A 17,145-nucleotide genomic window follows, 5' to 3' on the forward strand; every position below is an offset into this window, starting at 1 on the left:
GATAAGGAAATCCCATGAACAAGTCTATCCTCGCCGCCGCCCTCCTCGCCGTTGCCCTGTCCGCTTGCGGCAAGAAGGAAGAAGCCGCCCCGGCCCCGGCCCCGGCTCCGGCTGCTGCTCCGCAAGCTGGCATGGCTGGCATGGAAGCCGCCAAGCCCGCCGAGCAAGCTGGTATGGCTGGCATGGAAGCCGCCAAGCCCGCCGAGCAAGCTGGCATGGCCGGCATGGAAGCCGCTAAGCCTGCCGAGCAAGCTGGCATGGCCGGCATGGAAGCCAAGAAGTAATCCTTCTTCGCCATCCAAGAAAAACGGGGCTTCGGCCCCGTTTTTCTTGGCCTGAACGGCAAGAAAAACGGCGCCATAGGCGCCGTTTCTGATCTCATTCGGCCAGCAGGATTACTGCAACTGCTGCTGCAACAATCCGAGAATACGGCGCGCGGTTTCGGAACGATCGGCTCCACCCTCGCTGGACAAGACCTGAACCACACTACCGGCACCGCCATCGCGGATATAGATACGATACTGTGTACGGCTATTTGCCACTGGCTCACTGCCCTTCCAGAACGCAAGCTTCGACAGCAGGCTATCGGGCTTCTTGTTCATTCCGGCATCCGGGTCAACATAGCGGACAAAATACAAGCCCCGCGAACGATCCCGGTCTTCCACCGTAAACCCGATCCGGTCAAGCGCCAGTCCGACACGACGCCAAGCTCGATCAAAACGTTCGCTAACCTCAAGCGTCCCCGAACCATCGTTGGCACTTGCCAGGCGAGCACGCGGCTCGACCTTGGCAGCAGCAATACTGACTTCGGCACGCTTCTCTTCCGTCCCCAGCCGCACCATCAAGCGCCGCAGCATTTCGGCTTCCAGCTCGACATCCGGCGGCCGTGGCTGCCAGCGCGTTTCATCCTTGGCCGAAGAGGTATAAACCTCCTCCATACCACGATGACTGATGAAAATATCAGTTGTTCCCGGTTCCGCACCGGGCTCGAAGCGGGTTCTGAACTTGTCCCGCTCACCACTCGAATACAGCGAGTCAAGAAGCTTGCCGAGAGTATTCCGGATGATGTCATCGGCAATCTTGGCCCGGTTTTCCGCCCAATCGGTCTCCATCACCCCAGCTTCCGGGCGCTCGATGGAGACGATGAAGCCGGTTTCCTGCCAGAAATCCTTCACCGTATCCCATAATTTGTCAGCAGGCATGCCAACCACCAGCCACCGCTGATTTCCCGAACGCTCGACACGAACCTTGTCAACCTGCGGAAGAATCGCGGTATTTTGGCTCTGCGCCTGCGGCGTGCGATCTGCTGCATAAGCCGAGAAAGTAGCACTCCCCTTGCCGGCAATATCCGGCACCAGAAAGCGATCATCCTTGGCCAGCTGCGACAAGTCGGGAGGAATCTCCAGCGAAGGCGCCTTGCCCGCCGACTTGTACTCGATCTTCTTCGACTCGGGCAAGACGCTGCAACCTGCCAGCATCACGGCGACCAGCGACAGCGCTACCCCGGAGAAACGACATTTCATCAAATACCCCTTGTCAGGCAAGCAAACCGGCTTGGCGCAAGGCAGCCAGCACTTTGGCCTGCCCCGCCTCGCCCAGGGTTGTCAGCGGCAGCCGGATACCACCCGGCATCATTCCGAGCTGCTCGACGGCCCACTTGACCGGAATCGGGTTAGCCTCGCAGAAGAGGTCGCGGTGCAGCCCCAGCAACTTGAAATGAATCTCCCGCGCCTTGGCCACCTCGCCCGCTGCCGCAGCGACGCACATCTCATGCATCAGACGAGGCGCGACGTTAGCGGTGACGGAAATATTACCGTGGAAGCCCATCATGATTGTCGAGACACAAGTCATGTCATCGCCGCTATACAGAGCAAAACCCTGCGGCGCGCGAGCAATCAGATCGCAAGCCCGATCAAAATTACCGGTGGCATCCTTGACCCCGACAATCCCGGGCACTTCTGCCAGACGCAAAATGGTGTCGTTGCTCATGTCGGCAACGGTACGCCCAGGCACGTTGTACAGGAGCACAGGCAATTCCACCGCTTCAGCGATGGTCTTGAAGTGGCGATAAAGGCCTTCCTGCGTCGGCTTGTTGTAATACGGAACCACTGACAGGGCCATGTCGGCGCCAGCCTTCTTGGCAAAGCGGGTCAACTCGATCGCCTCTGCCGTCGAATTGGCACCCGTCCCGGCGATCACCGGAATCCGCCCGGCGGCATGCTCGACCGTCACCTTGATCAGTTCGCAATGCTCTTCAACGCTGACCGTTGGCGATTCGCCGGTGGTTCCGACGATCACGATGCCATCAGTCCCTTCGGCAACATGAAAATCAACCAGCTTGCGCAGGGAGTTCAAATCAAGGCTGCCATCCTCGTGCATCGGGGTGACAATCGCAACAATGGATCCAGTAATCATGGCCTGACAAAAAGAAAATAATCCCTTGATTGTAACTGAAGCCTCAGCCCCGCGAAATGCCAAAAGCGGGCATTTCTCGCACCGCCAAAACCTTCGGGCGCCAAAGAAAAAGCCCGGAACGAATCCGGGCTTTTTTACGAATCCAGCAGGTCGACCGTGGATTACTGGTAGTACAGGCCGCCGTTGATGTTGATGGTGGCGCCGGTGGTGAAGCCGGACAGCTCATCGCACAGATAGGCACAGGCAAAACCGATTTCTTCCGGCTTGGCCAGGCGCTTCATCGGCACCGAGTCAACGATGGTTTGCAGGATTTCCGGCTTAATGGCCATGACCATCTTGGTAGCAACATAGCCCGGAGCGATGGCGTTAACCGTCACACCCTTGTTGGCCAGTTCGGCAGCCAGTGCCTTGGTGAAGCCGATGACGCCAGCCTTGGCGGCGGAGTAGTTGGTCTGGCCAGCCTGCCCCTTGACGCCATTGACCGAAGAGATGTTCACGATGCGACCGAAGCCACGCTCGGCCATCTTGGCGGAGACCTGCTTGGTCATGTTGAACAGCGAAGTCAGGTTGGTGGCGATCACAGCATCCCAGCCATCTTTTTCCAGCTTGGCGAACATGCGGTCACGGGTGATGCCAGCGTTGTTGATCAGGATGTCGACCTGACCGCAGGCGGCTTCCGCTTCGGCAACCATGCGCTGGCAATCTTCGAGGACGGACACGTCGCCGCCAACACAAACGAAGTCGTTGAAGCCGGCAGCAGCCATCTCCTTCAGCCACTCTTCCTTGTTGTCGAATTGCGGGTGATAGGCCGCGACCACCTTGTGCCCGGCCTTGGCCAGTTGCTGACAAATGGCGGTACCCAGGCCGCCCATGGCGCCGGTAACGATTGCAACACGTTGCGTCATTTACTTTCCTTCCTATTAAGTGACTACTGCGTTAAAGACTTCCGGCGGCCCAGGCCTCCCTGGCCGTCGTGAATCGTGAATCCTGCATCAAACAGCGCGTGCCCGCACATAACGCCCCGGCGCCGGCTCGACCGGCTTGTACTTGCTCGAACCGAGCGCGCGCGGCGCACGTTCCTTGCCCACCAACGGCTGCAGCCAAGCCGCCCAGTCATTCCACCAACTGCCCTTGTGCTCGGAAGCGCCGAGCAGCCAATTCTCGGCATCGCTCTTTACATCCGGATTAATCCAGTAACTGCGCTTGTTCTTGCTCGCCGGATTGATTACCCCGGCAATATGCCCGGATGCGCCAAGGACGAAACGCAAGGCCCCGGAAAGCAGACGGGTACTCCGGTACGCCGACTGCCACGGCACGATGTGATCCTCGCGGGTTGCCAACAGGTAAATCGGCATGTCGAGTTGCCCGAGATCGACCTTGACCCCGCACATCGACAACTTGCCCGGAATACGCAGGCTGTTCTCGTGATACAGATGGCGCATGTACCAACAGGCAAAAGGCCCCGGCAGATTGGTCGAATCCGAATTCCAGTACAGCAGGTCAAAGGCAGCCGGCTTCTGCCCCTTGAGATAATTGTTGGTCACATAATTCCAGACCAGGTCGTTGGCGCGCAGAAACGAGAAGGTATTCTGCAGGTCGCGGGCCGGCAGCAACCCACCCTGACCAATCGCCTGCTCACGCGATGCCAAGGCACTCTCATCGATAAACAGACCGATTTCCCCGGTATCCGAGAAATCGAGAAGCGTGGTCAGCAAGGTCAGGGAAGCCGCCGCATCATCGCCACGTGCCTTGAGCACGGCAAGCGCGGAAGTTGCGATAGTCCCACCGACACAAAAGCCGAGGACATTCGCCTGTTTGACCTTGCAAATCTCACGCACCACGCGCAAGGCCTCGATCGGCCCCTGTTCCAGATAGTCATCCCAGGTCAACTGACCTTGCGCTTCCTGAGGATTGCGCCAGGAAACCAGAAAAACCGTGTTCCCCTGCTCGACCATGAAGCGGATCAGCGAGTTGTCCGGCTGCAAATCCATGATGTAAAACTTGTTGATGCAAGGCGGCACCACCAGCAAAGGCCGCGTCCCGACCTTAGGCGTCAGCGGCGAATACTGCAAAAGCTGCATCACCTCATTTTCGAAAATCACCGCCCCCTCGGTAGTAGCGATGTTCTTGCCGATCTCGAATACCGATTCATCGGTCATCGTGATCCGCCCTTTTTCGAAATCGCGGATCAGATTATTGATGCCATCCGTGATGCTCTGCCCTTTGGTTTCAAGCGCCAGCTTGATGAACTCAGGATTGGTCGCAGCAAAATTCGACGGAGCCAGGGCATCGCTCACCTGCCGGGCAATGAAGCGCATTTTTTCCCGCCCCTTGTCATCCACCGCCGGCAAGGTCTCAACCAGATCTTTCAGGTAGCGAACATTGAGCAGATAAGCCTGATGCAGATAGTCATACACCGGGCTCTCGCGCCACTCCGGCGCAGCAAAACGACGGTCACCGGGCTCGGGGCTAACCGAAAATTCACCAGCAGGCTGTTGCTGGTGCTTCCCCATCACGGCTTGCCACAAGGCAAGCTGCTGCTCAGAATATTTTTTCTGCAGCGCAGTCAAGGACTGCGGATCAACCGCCAGCGGCGGCACATTAGGGTTGCCAGCCTGGCTCAGGGCATCTACGAATTGCTGCAGCATACCTTGGCCGGCCTGCAGAAACTGCATGGCTGGGCCAAAAAAGGCGTCGTTGTGGTTCGCTCCGGAAGCCATGGGGTCATCGTCCTTGTGAACGTCAGGGTCTAAGCCTCTCGATTCTCCATAGCCCCCGAAAGTGTGTCAACGCATTTGCATGCAGCAACCGGACTCTCCCACCTTCCCCACGCCACAACAGGGCAGAAGCCGATTGCCGGCGGCACGGCGAATTCCTAAAATGGGCGGATGCACCTTTCCCTGATCATCGTCATCGGCTGGCTCTATGTCACCCTGCTGGTCGCCGCCAATGAGCCGACCCTGATTGCCGGCATCGTATCCTTTCTGTTCTACGGCGCCCTGCCCTGCGGATTGATTCTCTATTTTGCCGGCAGCAGGATTCGCCGCGAACGGCGCAGGCATCGGGAGCTACAGGCCGCTGCAGCACAGCCCAAGCACAAAGAGTAAACCGACCGTGCCTCACTCACCGACTAACGCCTGAACCACCCCGATCGAGGCAATTCCGGCGCAGATCAACAAGACCTGCTGCACGGTAGCCTTGAGTTCAGTGCGTTTATGCAGCCCCGGGATCAAATCCGCGACTGCCACGTAGATCATGCTGGCGGCAGCAATCCCCAACAACGAAGGAACCCACTCCGACAATTCAGCCAGAGCAAAATAGGCCAGCAGGGCTCCCACCAGGGTTGCCAGACTGGAAAGCAAATTGAACATCAGAGCCTTGAAACGGCTATAACCCGAGTGCAGCAGGATCAGGAAATCCCCGACCTCCTGAGGAATTTCGTGAGCAATGATGGCCAGCGCGGTAACGATTCCGAGTTCTGTGCTCTCAACAAAAGCAGCCGCAATCAGAATCCCGTCAACAAAGTTGTGGAAGGTATCCCCCACCAGAATCAGCATCCCCGAGCGCCCGTGATCATGCCCCTCTGCTTGCGCCTCATGTGCCTCGCAGTGGTCGTGATGACAGTGCCGCCATAGCACCAGCTTTTCCAGCACGAAAAAGCCAAGAATCCCGAACAGCACGGTCATCGCGGTATGGTGCGCATCCCCATGCTCGAGAGCATGCGGCAGGATTTCCAGGAATGCGGCTCCGAGCAATGCGCCGATCGCGTAGGAAATCAGCATTCCCACCCGCTGAGCACCAAGCGTTGCTCCCAGCACCGCTGCGGCCGTAACACTCAACAAGCCGCCGGCGAGGGCGACGGCGATGATCCAGGAAAGCGTGCTCACAAAAATCCGCAGTCAGAAAGGTAACCGTACATTATACGCCTTCTACTGCAGGCGTTCACTCCAGGCAGATCAGGGTCGCCATCCGCCCCGTCTGCCCATCGCGCCGGTAGGAAAAATAGCGTGCAGAATCGTGATAGGTGCATTCGCCTCCACCATAGATCGCTGTCACCCCGAGTCTATTCAATCGCTGTCGTGCCAACGCGCCAAGATCCGCCAACCACTTTCCCTTTGCTGCGGGAACAAAAGCGCCAGCCGCGGCGGGAGAGTCCTTGACAAAAGCGATGCGCACCTCGTCACCGACTTCGAATGCCTCCGGGCCAATCGCCGGCCCGAACCAGGCCAGCAGGTTACCGGGAGCGCAAGTCATGGCTGCGACGGTCGACTCCAGCACCCCCCCCAGCAAACCCCGCCAACCGGCATGAGCCGCAGCCACCACCGTACCCTGCCGATCACAAAACAGCACCGGCAGACAATCTGCCGTCATCACTACGCAAACCACGCCCGGGCTGCGCGTCCACGACGCATCTGCCTCCGGAAAATTCTGAGCTTTTCCCGCGTCGACCGTAAGCGTCCCATGCACCTGCCGCAACCAGCAGGGCTCAGCAGGCAGACACCCGCGCAAAGCAGCCCGGTTGGCGGCCACCCGCAGCGGATCATCGCCTACGTGGTCACCAAGATTGAAGCCAGCCCATGGCGCCGAACTATAGCCACCAGTGCGCAGGGTCTGCCAGGCCCGCACCCGGGATGGGGCTGGCCACTCAGGAATCAGCAAGCCGATATCGACCGCATCGACCTCAGGCATATTCGAGACGCTCAAGCAACTCGCGCATATCTGCGGGCGGAGGCGCCTCCCATTGCATCAAGCGACCGCTCAGCGGATGCAGCAAACCAAGGCGGGTGGCATGTAGTGCCTGCCGGTGAAATTCGGGCAAACGGGCATGCGGCTTGCCATAGACGGGATCACCGACGAGGGGATGACCGATCGATGCCATGTGCACGCGAATCTGATGCGTCCGCCCCGTCGCCAAGGAACATTCAACGTAAGTGCAGTGTGGGTAATAAGCGAGTATGCGGTACCAGGTCAGCGCCGGCTTGCCACCACGGCTTTCCGGCACCACCGCCATTTTGGTCCGCTGCACCGGATGCCGGCCAATTGGAGAGTCCACGCCGCCATCAGCCTTGACCGTGCCAGCGACCAGTGCCAGATAGACCCGGCGCACGCTCCGGGCCTGCAATTGGCGCACCAGATCGGTCTGCGCTTCGAGTGTTTTGGCAACTACCATCAGGCCACTGGTATCCTTGTCCAGACGATGCACGATGCCCGCCCGCGGAACCTCCGCAATACCGGGAATGTGGTGCAACAACGCATTCATCAAGGTTCCGCTCCAGTTCCCGCTCCCCGGGTGTACTACCAGCCCGGGCGGCTTATTGATCACCAGCAGGCATTCGTCCTCGTAGACGATATCCAGCGGAATGTCTTCCGGCTGCTCGGCGAGCACCTGCGCATCGGGTGGCTCGGCCAGGGACAACTGCTCGCCACCATGCAACTTGCGCTTGGGCTCAGTTTCCACCTGACCGTCAATCCTGACCAGGGAGTCACGCACCCAGCCCTGCAGCCGGTTACGGGAATGCTGTGGCAGCAACTCTGCCAGGACCTGATCCAGTCGGCGACCGGAACAGGTATCGGGAACGCTCAGGACGAGCGGTTCAGTTCGGCTATAATCGCCGGAGTTTTCCATAGGATCGTTCATGATGCGAAGTTTAGCCGTAATCCGGAGTTTCTCGCCGTTTTGCCGCAACGCTGCCGGTTTTTTCCGGCTTGCGCCGGTACTGCTGGCCGCCGCGCTAATTGCCGGCTGCGCGAGCAATGAGAAATACGACGAAACCGCCGGCTGGTCGGCAAGCAAACTCTATTCCGAAGCCAAGGATGCGCAGGCCGATGGCGGCTGGGATAAAGCCGCCAAGCTGCTGGAAAAACTGGAGGCACGCTACCCCTACGGTCGCTACGCCCAGCAGGCGCAAATGGAACTCGGCTACATCTACTGGAAAGGCGGCGAACCCGGTTCCGCTTTGGCGGCCTGCGACCGCTTCATCAAACTGCATCCAAATCACCCCGCCGTCGATTATGCCTACTACCTCAAAGGCCTGATCAATTTCAACGAAGACCAGGGTTACGCCGGCTACATCAGCAAGCAGGATCCGACCGAACGCGACCCCAAGGCGGCCCGCGAAGCCTTCGACACGTTCAAGGAACTGGTCGCCCGCTTCCCGAAGAGCAAGTACGCACCGGATGCAGCCAAGCGCATGCACTATCTGGTCAATGCACTGGCCTCACAGGAAGTTCACGTCGCCCGCTACTACATGAAGCGCGAAGCATATATTGCAGCGGTCAACCGGGCCCAGTTTGCAATCAAGACCTATCCGGAAGCGCCGGCCATCGAGGAAGCACTGTCGATCATGGTCACCGCCTACGACCGGTTGGGTATGCCGGAACTGCGTGACGACGCAAGCCGCGTCTTGCAAAAGAATTTCCCTGAAAGCCGCTTCACCAGCAGCAAACTGGCGGAAGACAAAGCCTGGTGGAAATTCTGGTAATCACCAAACCGGATTTCCCACAAACGAAAACCGCGCCGGCCCAAAAGCCGCGCGTTTTTTTTAATGCACCAAGCAAGGCTGACACGCCAGCCGGAACCCCATCTCAACTCCCTTGCTTGATCGCCAGCACAGCCTGGTTCCGCAAGGTGCGCAGCAAAGACAACTCCTTTTCCGGAATCGAAATTCCACCGGGTTCATCGCGATCCGCATAGATCAAGGCAACCGGGTTGTTTTTGATGTTCAGCGGGAACAACACCATCGACTGCGCCGGCAAGGCTTTGCGGTACCAACCGGGTACGCGCGGCGCGATTTTTGGATCATTGATGTCGTTGATCAGGATGTCGACACCTTTCGAGGTGGCAACATGAAAGACATCAGCAGAAAAACTCAGGGGAAAACGGAATGTCTTGACCACCTCAGTTGTGTTTGGCCCGAAACCAAAACGACCGATCATGCTATTGGTCTTGGCATCACGAACACAGAGGATCACGCGCTTGAAACCCATCGCCCGATACATGGTTTCCAGAATGATGCGCAAGATGTCATTCAGCTTGAAGCCATCGACCAAAGTATTGCTGATATCCTGAATCCCGGCAGTTAGAATTGCCTGCGCATCAATCCGGGTATCCAACTCGCGACCATCCTCGCTGACCTCTTCAATGATTCCATAAGCCCCCTCATCCTTGAGCACGGTTGAACTGAGGGTGTCTTCGCCGACCCGCGCTCCGCCCGCAACAGCATCTCCCTTGCCGGAGAAGAACTGGCGCATCTGCTTGCCAAACGTGGTTTGCTGCAGGTTCAGATGAATGATCCGGGCAAATTCCGCCACCTCCTCAACCGAACGCTGCATGCTTTGCTTGACCTCCTTGTCGGAGAGAGGGACTGCAGCGGCGTAGCGGGCCATTATCTTGCGCATTTCCTTGTCCCTGCCTTCGCCGCCAGGCTGGGCGACCAGTTGGCACAACTCGTTGGCCATCCCTGACAGCACCCGTTGCCGCTCCTCTGGGGTTACCGGCTTGCGCACCAGGCCATCAGGCAAGCGCCGCATGGCACCAACGATCAGGGGAGGGAACCCCCATTGGCGGGCAATTTCGATGCCCATTTCCTCGTAGGAAACGCCTAGTACCTGCTGCGAAGCGACATCCTCGGTCAATTCGCGCTGTGCCGCCAGACGCCGAATCTCCTCCGCTTCTTCAGGGAAATAATACTGCGAAAGCAGGCGCCCGAGATTGTGGAACAAGGCACAGATGAAGCTTTGCTCGAGATCCCGCATCTGGGCTGCGCCCCCCAACTCCTTGCCCAGAATCCCTGCCAGATTGGCGCGGAGGAACTCCTCCTTGAGCTGGTTGGCATTGGATTTATTCTGCAGGTGCTCAAACAGCAACACACTGATTGCGATATTGCGCACAACATCAAAGCCAAGGACGATCACCGCACGCGATACGGTGCTGATACTCCCTCCGCCTGCTGGCCTGAAATAGGCGGAATTAACCAACCGCAGGATTTTGTTGGTCAGTGCAAAATCCTTGAGAATCGAATTCGAGAGCTTGTTTACACTCTCTGTTTCGCTGGCGGCGATTTTGTTAATCGTAGTAACCGACTCCGACAAGGCAGGAAAATCGCTCTTGTGCCGCATCCGCCGCAACAGGAAATCGATTGTCGATTGCTTTCCCTCACTGGCTGCAGTCTCGGCCTCCGGTGCAAGGTAGGCGTCGAGCGCCTCAGCAAACTGGTTGGCACTCTGGTACCGCAGGCAGGGATCACGAGCCAGCGCCTTGTTGAGGATTTCCCCCAGACGCTGATCGACAGCAACGCCGGCAGGCAGGCGAATGTCTTCGTTGGCGACCCGATTCATCACCTGATAGATATTGTCGCCCTGTGCTGCCCGTTGCCCGGTTAACAGTTCATAGAGGATCAGCCCGGCGGCAAACACGTCCGAACGCTCGCTCAACTGGCGGTGAGCAATATATTCCGGCGCCATGTACGCCGGAGTACCGGTGTACTCATCCGGCGACTCGGCCGGGCCATCAACCCGGGCAGCAATCCCGAAATCCATTACCCGTGGCAACCCATTTTCATCGATCAGGATATTCGACGGTTTCAGATCCCGGTGAATTACCCCATGCCCATTGGCATAGGCCACCGCATCCAGGATCGGCCGAATCAGCGCGATAGCGCGACCCGACGGAAGAGCCCCCGATTCACGCAGGTAAGCGGCAAGATTTTTACCCGGTACATACTCGAAAACCAGGTAAAGATCGCCGGCCTCCTCACCAGCTTCGAAAATCGGAACGATATTCGGATGGCGGAGCTTTCCGACCGTCCGCGCCTCGTTGAGCAGAGTCTGATTTTGCTGCGGATCCGGTTTGCCGAAATGCAGGGTCTTGATCGCGATTTCGCGCTGCAACTGCGGATCGAAGCCGAGATAAACGACACTCTGAGCCCCCCGGCCGAGTTCGCCCTTGACGTCAAAGCGTCCGATTTTCTTGCTCATTTTCTAATTCGTTTTCTTTTATCCACAGCAACTGTGGCACAGCATCGCCCCAGCCAACGAGCACCGCCCTCTGACCATGCTCGACGGCCAGACGGCGCAGCGCGTGCCAGCTCAGCCCCACCGCCAGACAAGTCGGTTCAACCGGCCAGACCGAACCATCGGCGAGGTTTTCCCCCTCTCCGGCAAGCCAGCCGCCGGCCCGCAGGCCAGCCCGCAGGCGCTCCTGCCGCTCGGCGTTCTCAGCTGCAGAAAGCAAGCGTGAACCAGGATTGTACGCCGTAATGATCGCAAATTTGTCAATTTCACTTGCCCGCAGCCAGGCGGCAAATGCCGCCTCCGGCGCCCCTACCCGCAGATCAAACACCCGCCCATCAACCTTCACCCGATAGGTAGTGGCTTGATAAGCCGCCAGCAACGGGTCGGGAGATGCCGTCGGGATACTCATTTCAAGGCAAACTCCACCCCCGGCGCCCGCATTCCGTCCTTGCCGGTAGCAACCTTGGGGGGCAGCATGAAGATTCGCTCCACCGGCGCCCCCTTGTCGACCAGCCAGGCCTGAACCACCTCGGCCCGGCGACTTGCAAGCAAGGCCAGATCATCATCGCTCGCTGGCAGATGCGTCAGCAGCAGCTTTTCCATCTCCTCAACCGGCAAATCCTTCTGCAGGCCGATCAGGTTGCGCGGCTTGGGAAACCTGGCATCACGATAAACCCGCTGCAGATAACGTGGATATTCGTTGTCGGCAATCTCGATATTATCGATAGAACGCCCTTCACCCATTTTTTTCTGTAATTCGCGAGCCTTCTCAGCCTTCATCAAGCGCTCAATCGCCACCCGCTTCAAGCCCTCGCGGTCAGCCTCGGGATCGGCTCGCCCGAGAATCTCAAGCTTGAGTCCACTGCGATCCTGCAGGGCACGAGCCAATGCCGACAACTTTTTCTGGCTATCCGAGCTCAAGGAATTTTGCCCTGGTGCAAAGTCGACCGTGGAAAGCTCCTCTCCTCCGCCAAAAATCGATCCGAGCAGCGCAAATGGCGAAGTGACCGCCTTGACAAAGAGGTTCACGATCACTTTGACTACCAAGCCGCCGATTGAAAACTGCGGGTCGTCGAGCGAGCCGGAAATCGGCAGATTGAGATCGATTTCCCCCCGGCTATTCTTCAGCAAGGCCAGCGCCAGATTGACCGGCAGTTTGGTCGCATCCGGACTCTCGACCGGCTGCCCGAAAGTGAGCTGATCAATGAACAGACGATTATCGGCACTGAGTTGGCGGTTTTCCAGCTTGTAGGCGACGTTGAGCGACAACTTGCCCTTCTCGATCGCATAACCGGCGTATTTGCCGGCATAGGGCGAGAAACCAACCAGATCGACACCAGTCACTTCGGCCTTGAGATCCAGATAGGGATTGGCGGCCAGCGGATTCAAACGGCCTTCGATCCGGACCGGCGCTGCGTTGGCGTAGGCCCCGCGCAAATCGAGCTCGGCAACACTGCCGTCTTGCGAGGAAAGACCGGTAACCCGCCCTCCCAACTTGCCGATATTGACCGAATAATTCGGTTTGACGAAATAGTCGGAGAAATTGACCGTACCATTCTGCAAGCTGACCTTGGCGATCTTGATCGGCAGCGGAGCACTCTTGCCCCCGGCCTCTTCAGCCCTTGCAACAGGCTGCACCGAGGTAGTCGGCACTACCTGTTGCGGGTTGTCGCTGGCCGGCTTGCGCACGATCTGCTGCAGATTGAGTTGTCCCTGCGCATCGAGAATCAGACGCGAGTAAAAGTCGCTCAAGGCTATTTCGCCAACCTCGATTGCCAGCGGCTGGGCCCGAAAATCGACCCCCCCGAAATACAGTGATTTCCATTTCAGGAAATCGGCGTTATTGACACGGTCGACCGCAAGAAAATCACCCAGGGTCAATGCCCCGCGGTAACCGGCCTGAACAGTGCCCTTGGTCTCGCGCACCGTCGCCTCCCCCTTCGCCGAAACCTGGCCGCGCGTCACCGCAACATTCAGATGTTCGTCGAAATATGCCTGCAAGGGCATCAACGGTAGCGCCTGAGCCTCCAATTTGAGCGCCAGATCCAGCGGCTGGGCCTGCACGCTGCCTTCAACCCCCAGGCTACCCTTGCGGTTAACCCGTGCCTTGAGCGCGATTCGCCCCTTGCGTCCAGGCTCATTACCGAGGTTTTCACCATGCAAGCTGAGACCGTCAATCTCCTGGATTGACGTCAGCTTGCCGGAACGATCTTCGAAACGTACTGCCAGATCGTCAATTACCAATTTAGCCAGCTGCGCCTGCCAGGGTTTTTCCGCAGAGGCCTTACCGGTTGCCGCCGGCCTGGCCGGCGGATTGGCCAGTTGTGGCGGCGACAGCCAGCTCAATTGCCCCTGCGCATTGCGCAGCACGGCAATCCGGGTCTGGCTGTTGCGCAACTCGCCGATCTGGATGCGCTGGCCGACCAGATCGATCCGCAAATTGCTCAAACTGACCGGCCCCGACTGCAGCGCGCTACCAAACTGCGGCCGGAACGATAGCTCGCTGATTGCCAGCGGCTCGGCCAAGCGATGATCCAGCCTGCCCACTGCTAGTTCCAATCCCTGCAACTCGCCCTGCACCGCTGGTGCATTCGATTCATCACGCCAATGCACCAGCCCTTCGCGCAACAGCACGCTGCCGACCGACCACCGCAACGGCTGGCCGGGAGCTGATGCAGCAGCCTTGCCGCCGGCCGCCGGAGGCACCAGTTGCAGCCAGTTCAACCGCCCTTGCCGATCCACGGTTGCGTGCACAGTCGGAGCGGTCAGCTTGACCAGGCCAAGGACAAACTCCAGATTCAGAGGATCGACCCGCTCAACCTCGACATCGAGCCGCTGCCACCCCAGCAGGGGGCGACCGCTGCGTTCCTCAAGCGCAAACTTAGTCAGATGCAGCGCGCCACTCAAACCCAGCGAGTAGACCTGGTCTGCCGATTCACTGAATACCAGCTTCAACTCCGAATCAAGCACCCCCGAAACCAGCCGGAAAGGCAGCCCGTCCGGCAGATAGGCCTGAACTCCGCTCAGATCGAAACCATCAAGATCAAGATCCAATTCGCTTTGACGACTATTGGCAAACGGCTTGCTACGCCCCTTGAGATCGATCCGCGAACCATTGAACTCGGCAGCGAACGCCGGCTCCACGAAAATTTCGGCCTGATAAGGCAAGCTTGAAAGGAACGGAATGCCCAAGCGCAGGCCGGCCACCTGATGCATTCTCCCTTTAAGTTGATCGTCCAGCGTCAAACGGCCATCTGCAATCTGGATGTTATTCAGCGAAAAGCGCGGCACGCCGCTATCCGGCTCATCCTTGGGCTGCAGCCACTGGTCGAGAAGGTCGGAAATGTCATAGCGCCCCTCTGACAGGCGGATCAACGACAGCCTCGGTGCCTGCAGGCGGAGTTCGTCGACTACCAATGCCGCCTTGAACAAGGAAGCAGCAGAGAGATTGACGAAGAGTTCGCCAAAGCCGGCAACTTCACGCCCGCTGTGATCACGCAGCGAAGCCTCGGTGATCCGCAACGACAAGGCAAAAGGATTGAACTCAACCCGACCGACCTGCAAGTCGCGTTGCAAGGCTTTGCCGGCCTGCTCCTGCAGCACCGACTTGAGCACGGGTGGCACAGCCAGATACGCCACCGTCGCAAGCACCAGAAGAACCGCGACCAACCATGCCAGGCGCTGCCGCCAGCGTATCCGCTTTACACCGCTGCCGGTGGCCGGATGTGCCGAGTCTGCTGCGGTACCTGCCCTGTCTTCAGCCATGATAACCTTCGTCAAAAAAGAGTTTTTTCGAATTTAGCATACCCCCCACCTGGAGCGAGTCCAACCATGTTGCGCTGGATCATTGACGACCTGAAAGACGCCTTTGAGCAATTGAAACGGCCCGAAACCTGGATCGTCATCGGCCTGATTTTCACCTTTATCCTGTTGCTCTACCTGGTTGGCCGCTTTGCTTTCCGCACCGACGCCATCCTGGTTTTCCATCACGCCACCAGCGGCTACTGCCGGCCCCTCAGCGATTTCGCAATCATCATGCTGTTTTGCGGCATGATCTTCTTCTTCTTCTTCGCCACGCTGACACTCGGAGAATTGCAGCAGTATTTCACCCTGAAAGCCCGCAAATTCAAAGGCGAAGCCGAAAAGGCCCTGCGCGGGGTGATGCTCTGGGGTGGAGCAACCATCGGCATGTCGCTCGGCGCGCTGATTTTTTTCAATAGCAACTGCTCCTGATCGCTCCTCCGGATTCGGCTAGGCCATGAACAAGAACAAACGCACTCCGGTACTAATCGTTGACGATAACGACATGATGCGCAGCGTACTGCGCGGCATCCTGCGCGGTGACGAGTACGAAGTCATCGGCGAGGGGCGCAACGGCCTCCATGCGGTTGAAATGACCAAGAACCTGCTGCCCTGGATTGTCTGCCTCGATGTCCAGATGCCGGAAAAGGATGGCCTAACCGCATTGGCGGAAATCAAGGCCGCACAGCCCAAGGTACAGGTGGTGATGATCACGGCCAGCGCCGATGGGGAGACCGTCAAGCATGCGGTACAGTCCGGTGCCAGCGGCTTCATCGTCAAGCCGTTCAACGCGGCAAATGTACTCAAGGCGCTGGAAAAAGCCCGCCAGCGCTATCTTGAACAAGCCACCGCCAAAACCCCGCCGCCCACCACCTGATCAGAAGTTGTTTCGCCAAGCTCTCAGGGCCGCAAAAACAGCGACCGGATCATCGCCGACCGCCCCCTGTTGTCGGGCGGCGGCAACCACTTCCGACTGCTGACAACGCAGAAATGGGTTGGTCGCCTTTTCCTCGGCCAGCGTTGATGGAACGCTGGCCCTGCCATCGGCACGCAACCCGGCCACCTGCCGGCAACGCGCGAGCAGCGCCGGATTACCCGGCTCAACCGCAGCGGCAAAGCGCAAATTGGCCTCGGTATATTCATGCGCACAGTAAATCAGCGTCTCTTCGGGCAGAGCAGCAATCCGTTGCAGCGAAGCTGCCATCTGCGCGGGCGAGCCTTCGAACAGGCGGCCACAGCCGGCACCGAACAAGGTGTCGCCGCAAAACAAGGCACCGCGATGGTAATAGGCCAAGTGCCCCAGAGTATGGCCGGGTACCGCCAGTACCGCAAACTCGGCCCCCAGCAATTCCAGTTGTTCTCCGCCGCGCAGCGGACGATTGCAGCCGGGAACGTTCTCCGTTTGCGGCGCGTAGACCTGGGCTTGCGGCCAGACAGCAAGCAAGTCGGCCACGCCGCCTTGATGATCTGCATGATGGTGCGTCACTAGAATCGCCGCCAGGCTCAGCCGCCGTTCAGACAAAGCCGCCAGCACCGGGGCAGCTTCGCCGGGATCGACAACCAGCGCCGACTGCCCATCGTCAAGCAGCCAGATATAGTTATCGCGAAAAGCGGCCAGCCGGCTGACCATCAGGGAACTGACCGCTGATTGCGGCAGGCTCATGGGGTACCCGCAGTAGCCGTGCGGCCACTGCCGCGACGCTCGACCTTGATCGTGTTCTTGCCCAGTTTGGCGGACCACGCAAGGAAGGTTCCAATCGCCTGTCCCTCGGCCGCCAGCCGTGCGGCTTCGGCGAGATATTCGGCGTAATCCTGATTCAATTGTTTCTGTTCGGCTTCACTGATCATGCTGCGGATTGTAACCCCGGGACAGGTTAAAATTGCTGCGACCGGCAACGGTCGCAGCGGTCTGTGCCA

Annotated in this window: 17 protein-coding genes; 5 read left to right on the top strand and 12 right to left on the bottom strand. The window is 58.7% G+C overall.

Annotation, left to right across the window (positions count from 1 at the left end; translation table 11 throughout):
• Positions 1-14 precede the first annotated feature (14 nt).
• Positions 15-284: a hypothetical protein gene (locus VX159_RS11220; RefSeq protein ID WP_371322977.1), complete on the top strand. Its 270-nt coding sequence runs from the start codon at positions 15-17 to the stop codon at positions 282-284.
• 111 nt (positions 285-395) lie between these two features.
• On the opposite strand, the gene bamC is transcribed toward VX159_RS11220, so the two are convergent.
• The 4 genes from bamC to phaC all read right to left on the bottom strand — a co-directional run bounded on the left by bamC (position 396) and on the right by phaC (position 5,135).
• Positions 396-1,523 carry an outer membrane protein assembly factor BamC gene (gene bamC, locus VX159_RS11225; protein ID WP_371322978.1) on the bottom strand — a complete coding sequence of 376 codons (1,128 nt, stop codon included), beginning with the start codon at positions 1,521-1,523 and terminating at the stop codon, positions 396-398.
• Positions 1,524-1,536: 13 nt separating this feature from the next.
• Positions 1,537-2,415: a 4-hydroxy-tetrahydrodipicolinate synthase gene (dapA, locus tag VX159_RS11230; RefSeq protein ID WP_371322979.1), complete on the bottom strand. Its 879-nt coding sequence runs from the start codon at positions 2,413-2,415 to the stop codon at positions 1,537-1,539.
• A 161-nt stretch (positions 2,416-2,576) separates the two neighbouring features.
• The gene (gene phbB / locus VX159_RS11235; RefSeq protein WP_371322980.1) at positions 2,577-3,320 is read right to left on the bottom strand and encodes an acetoacetyl-CoA reductase; all 744 of its coding nucleotides are present in this window, start codon (positions 3,318-3,320) and stop codon (positions 2,577-2,579) included.
• A gap of 87 nt (positions 3,321-3,407) precedes the next feature.
• Positions 3,408-5,135: a class I poly(R)-hydroxyalkanoic acid synthase gene (gene phaC, locus VX159_RS11240; protein WP_371322981.1), complete on the bottom strand. Its 1,728-nt coding sequence runs from the start codon at positions 5,133-5,135 to the stop codon at positions 3,408-3,410.
• 168 nt (positions 5,136-5,303) lie between these two features.
• Between phaC and VX159_RS11245 the strand changes: the two genes are divergently transcribed.
• On the top strand, positions 5,304-5,522 hold the full coding sequence (locus tag VX159_RS11245) for a hypothetical protein (protein WP_371322982.1): 219 nt from the start codon (positions 5,304-5,306) through the stop codon (positions 5,520-5,522).
• A gap of 12 nt (positions 5,523-5,534) precedes the next feature.
• On the opposite strand, the gene VX159_RS11250 is transcribed toward VX159_RS11245, so the two are convergent.
• From VX159_RS11250 to rluD, 3 genes are read right to left on the bottom strand one after another with little or no spacing between them, the layout of a single operon-like run.
• A complete protein-coding gene (locus VX159_RS11250) occupies positions 5,535-6,302 on the bottom strand; it encodes a ZIP family metal transporter (RefSeq protein WP_371322983.1) in 768 nt (255 codons plus the stop codon).
• Between the two features lie 55 nt (positions 6,303-6,357).
• The gene (gene pgeF, locus VX159_RS11255; RefSeq protein ID WP_371325514.1) at positions 6,358-7,104 is read right to left on the bottom strand and encodes a peptidoglycan editing factor PgeF; all 747 of its coding nucleotides are present in this window, start codon (positions 7,102-7,104) and stop codon (positions 6,358-6,360) included.
• Entirely contained in the window at positions 7,097-8,053 is a 957-nt protein-coding gene (gene rluD, locus VX159_RS11260) for a 23S rRNA pseudouridine(1911/1915/1917) synthase RluD (RefSeq protein WP_371322984.1), read from the bottom strand. The genes pgeF and rluD overlap by 8 nt, the downstream gene beginning before the upstream one ends.
• On the opposite strand from rluD, the gene VX159_RS11265 reads away from it, so the two are divergent.
• Positions 8,052-8,897 (top strand): outer membrane protein assembly factor BamD, encoded by an 846-nt coding sequence (locus tag VX159_RS11265; RefSeq protein ID WP_371322985.1) that lies wholly within the window; start codon positions 8,052-8,054, stop codon positions 8,895-8,897. The genes rluD and VX159_RS11265 overlap by 2 nt on opposite strands.
• A gap of 103 nt (positions 8,898-9,000) precedes the next feature.
• Here the strand turns inward: VX159_RS11265 and VX159_RS11270 are convergent, their stop codons facing one another.
• Genes VX159_RS11270 through VX159_RS11280 form a run of 3 tightly spaced genes read right to left on the bottom strand, consistent with a single transcriptional unit; the run spans position 9,001 to position 15,192 of the window.
• Positions 9,001-11,391, bottom strand: coding sequence for an HDOD domain-containing protein (locus tag VX159_RS11270; protein WP_371322986.1), 2,391 nt, complete (start codon positions 11,389-11,391; stop codon positions 9,001-9,003).
• On the bottom strand, positions 11,366-11,836 hold the full coding sequence (locus VX159_RS11275; protein WP_371322987.1) for a DUF3293 domain-containing protein: 471 nt from the start codon (positions 11,834-11,836) through the stop codon (positions 11,366-11,368). The genes VX159_RS11270 and VX159_RS11275 overlap by 26 nt, the downstream gene beginning before the upstream one ends.
• Positions 11,833-15,192 carry a DUF748 domain-containing protein gene (locus VX159_RS11280; RefSeq protein ID WP_371322988.1) on the bottom strand — a complete coding sequence of 1,120 codons (3,360 nt, stop codon included), beginning with the start codon at positions 15,190-15,192 and terminating at the stop codon, positions 11,833-11,835. The genes VX159_RS11275 and VX159_RS11280 overlap by 4 nt, the downstream gene beginning before the upstream one ends.
• Before the next feature lie 66 nt (positions 15,193-15,258).
• Here VX159_RS11280 and VX159_RS11285 point away from each other — a divergent pair, with 66 nt between their 5' ends.
• Complete coding sequence (locus VX159_RS11285) at positions 15,259-15,660, top strand: hypothetical protein (RefSeq protein ID WP_371322989.1); 402 nt, start codon at positions 15,259-15,261, stop codon at positions 15,658-15,660.
• A 25-nt stretch (positions 15,661-15,685) separates the two neighbouring features.
• Entirely contained in the window at positions 15,686-16,105 is a 420-nt protein-coding gene (locus VX159_RS11290; RefSeq protein ID WP_371322990.1) for a response regulator, read from the top strand.
• On the opposite strand, the gene gloB is transcribed toward VX159_RS11290, so the two are convergent.
• A complete protein-coding gene (gloB, locus tag VX159_RS11295) occupies positions 16,106-16,891 on the bottom strand; it encodes a hydroxyacylglutathione hydrolase (RefSeq protein ID WP_371322991.1) in 786 nt (261 codons plus the stop codon). It abuts the gene before it with no gap.
• Positions 16,888-17,076, bottom strand: coding sequence for a hypothetical protein (locus VX159_RS11300; RefSeq protein ID WP_371322992.1), 189 nt, complete (start codon positions 17,074-17,076; stop codon positions 16,888-16,890). The genes gloB and VX159_RS11300 overlap by 4 nt, the downstream gene beginning before the upstream one ends.
• Positions 17,077-17,145 lie beyond the last annotated feature (69 nt).

The sequence above is a fragment of the Dechloromonas sp. ZY10 genome (genome assembly GCF_041378895.1).
Taxonomy (GTDB): domain Bacteria; phylum Pseudomonadota; class Gammaproteobacteria; order Burkholderiales; family Rhodocyclaceae; genus Azonexus; species Azonexus aquae.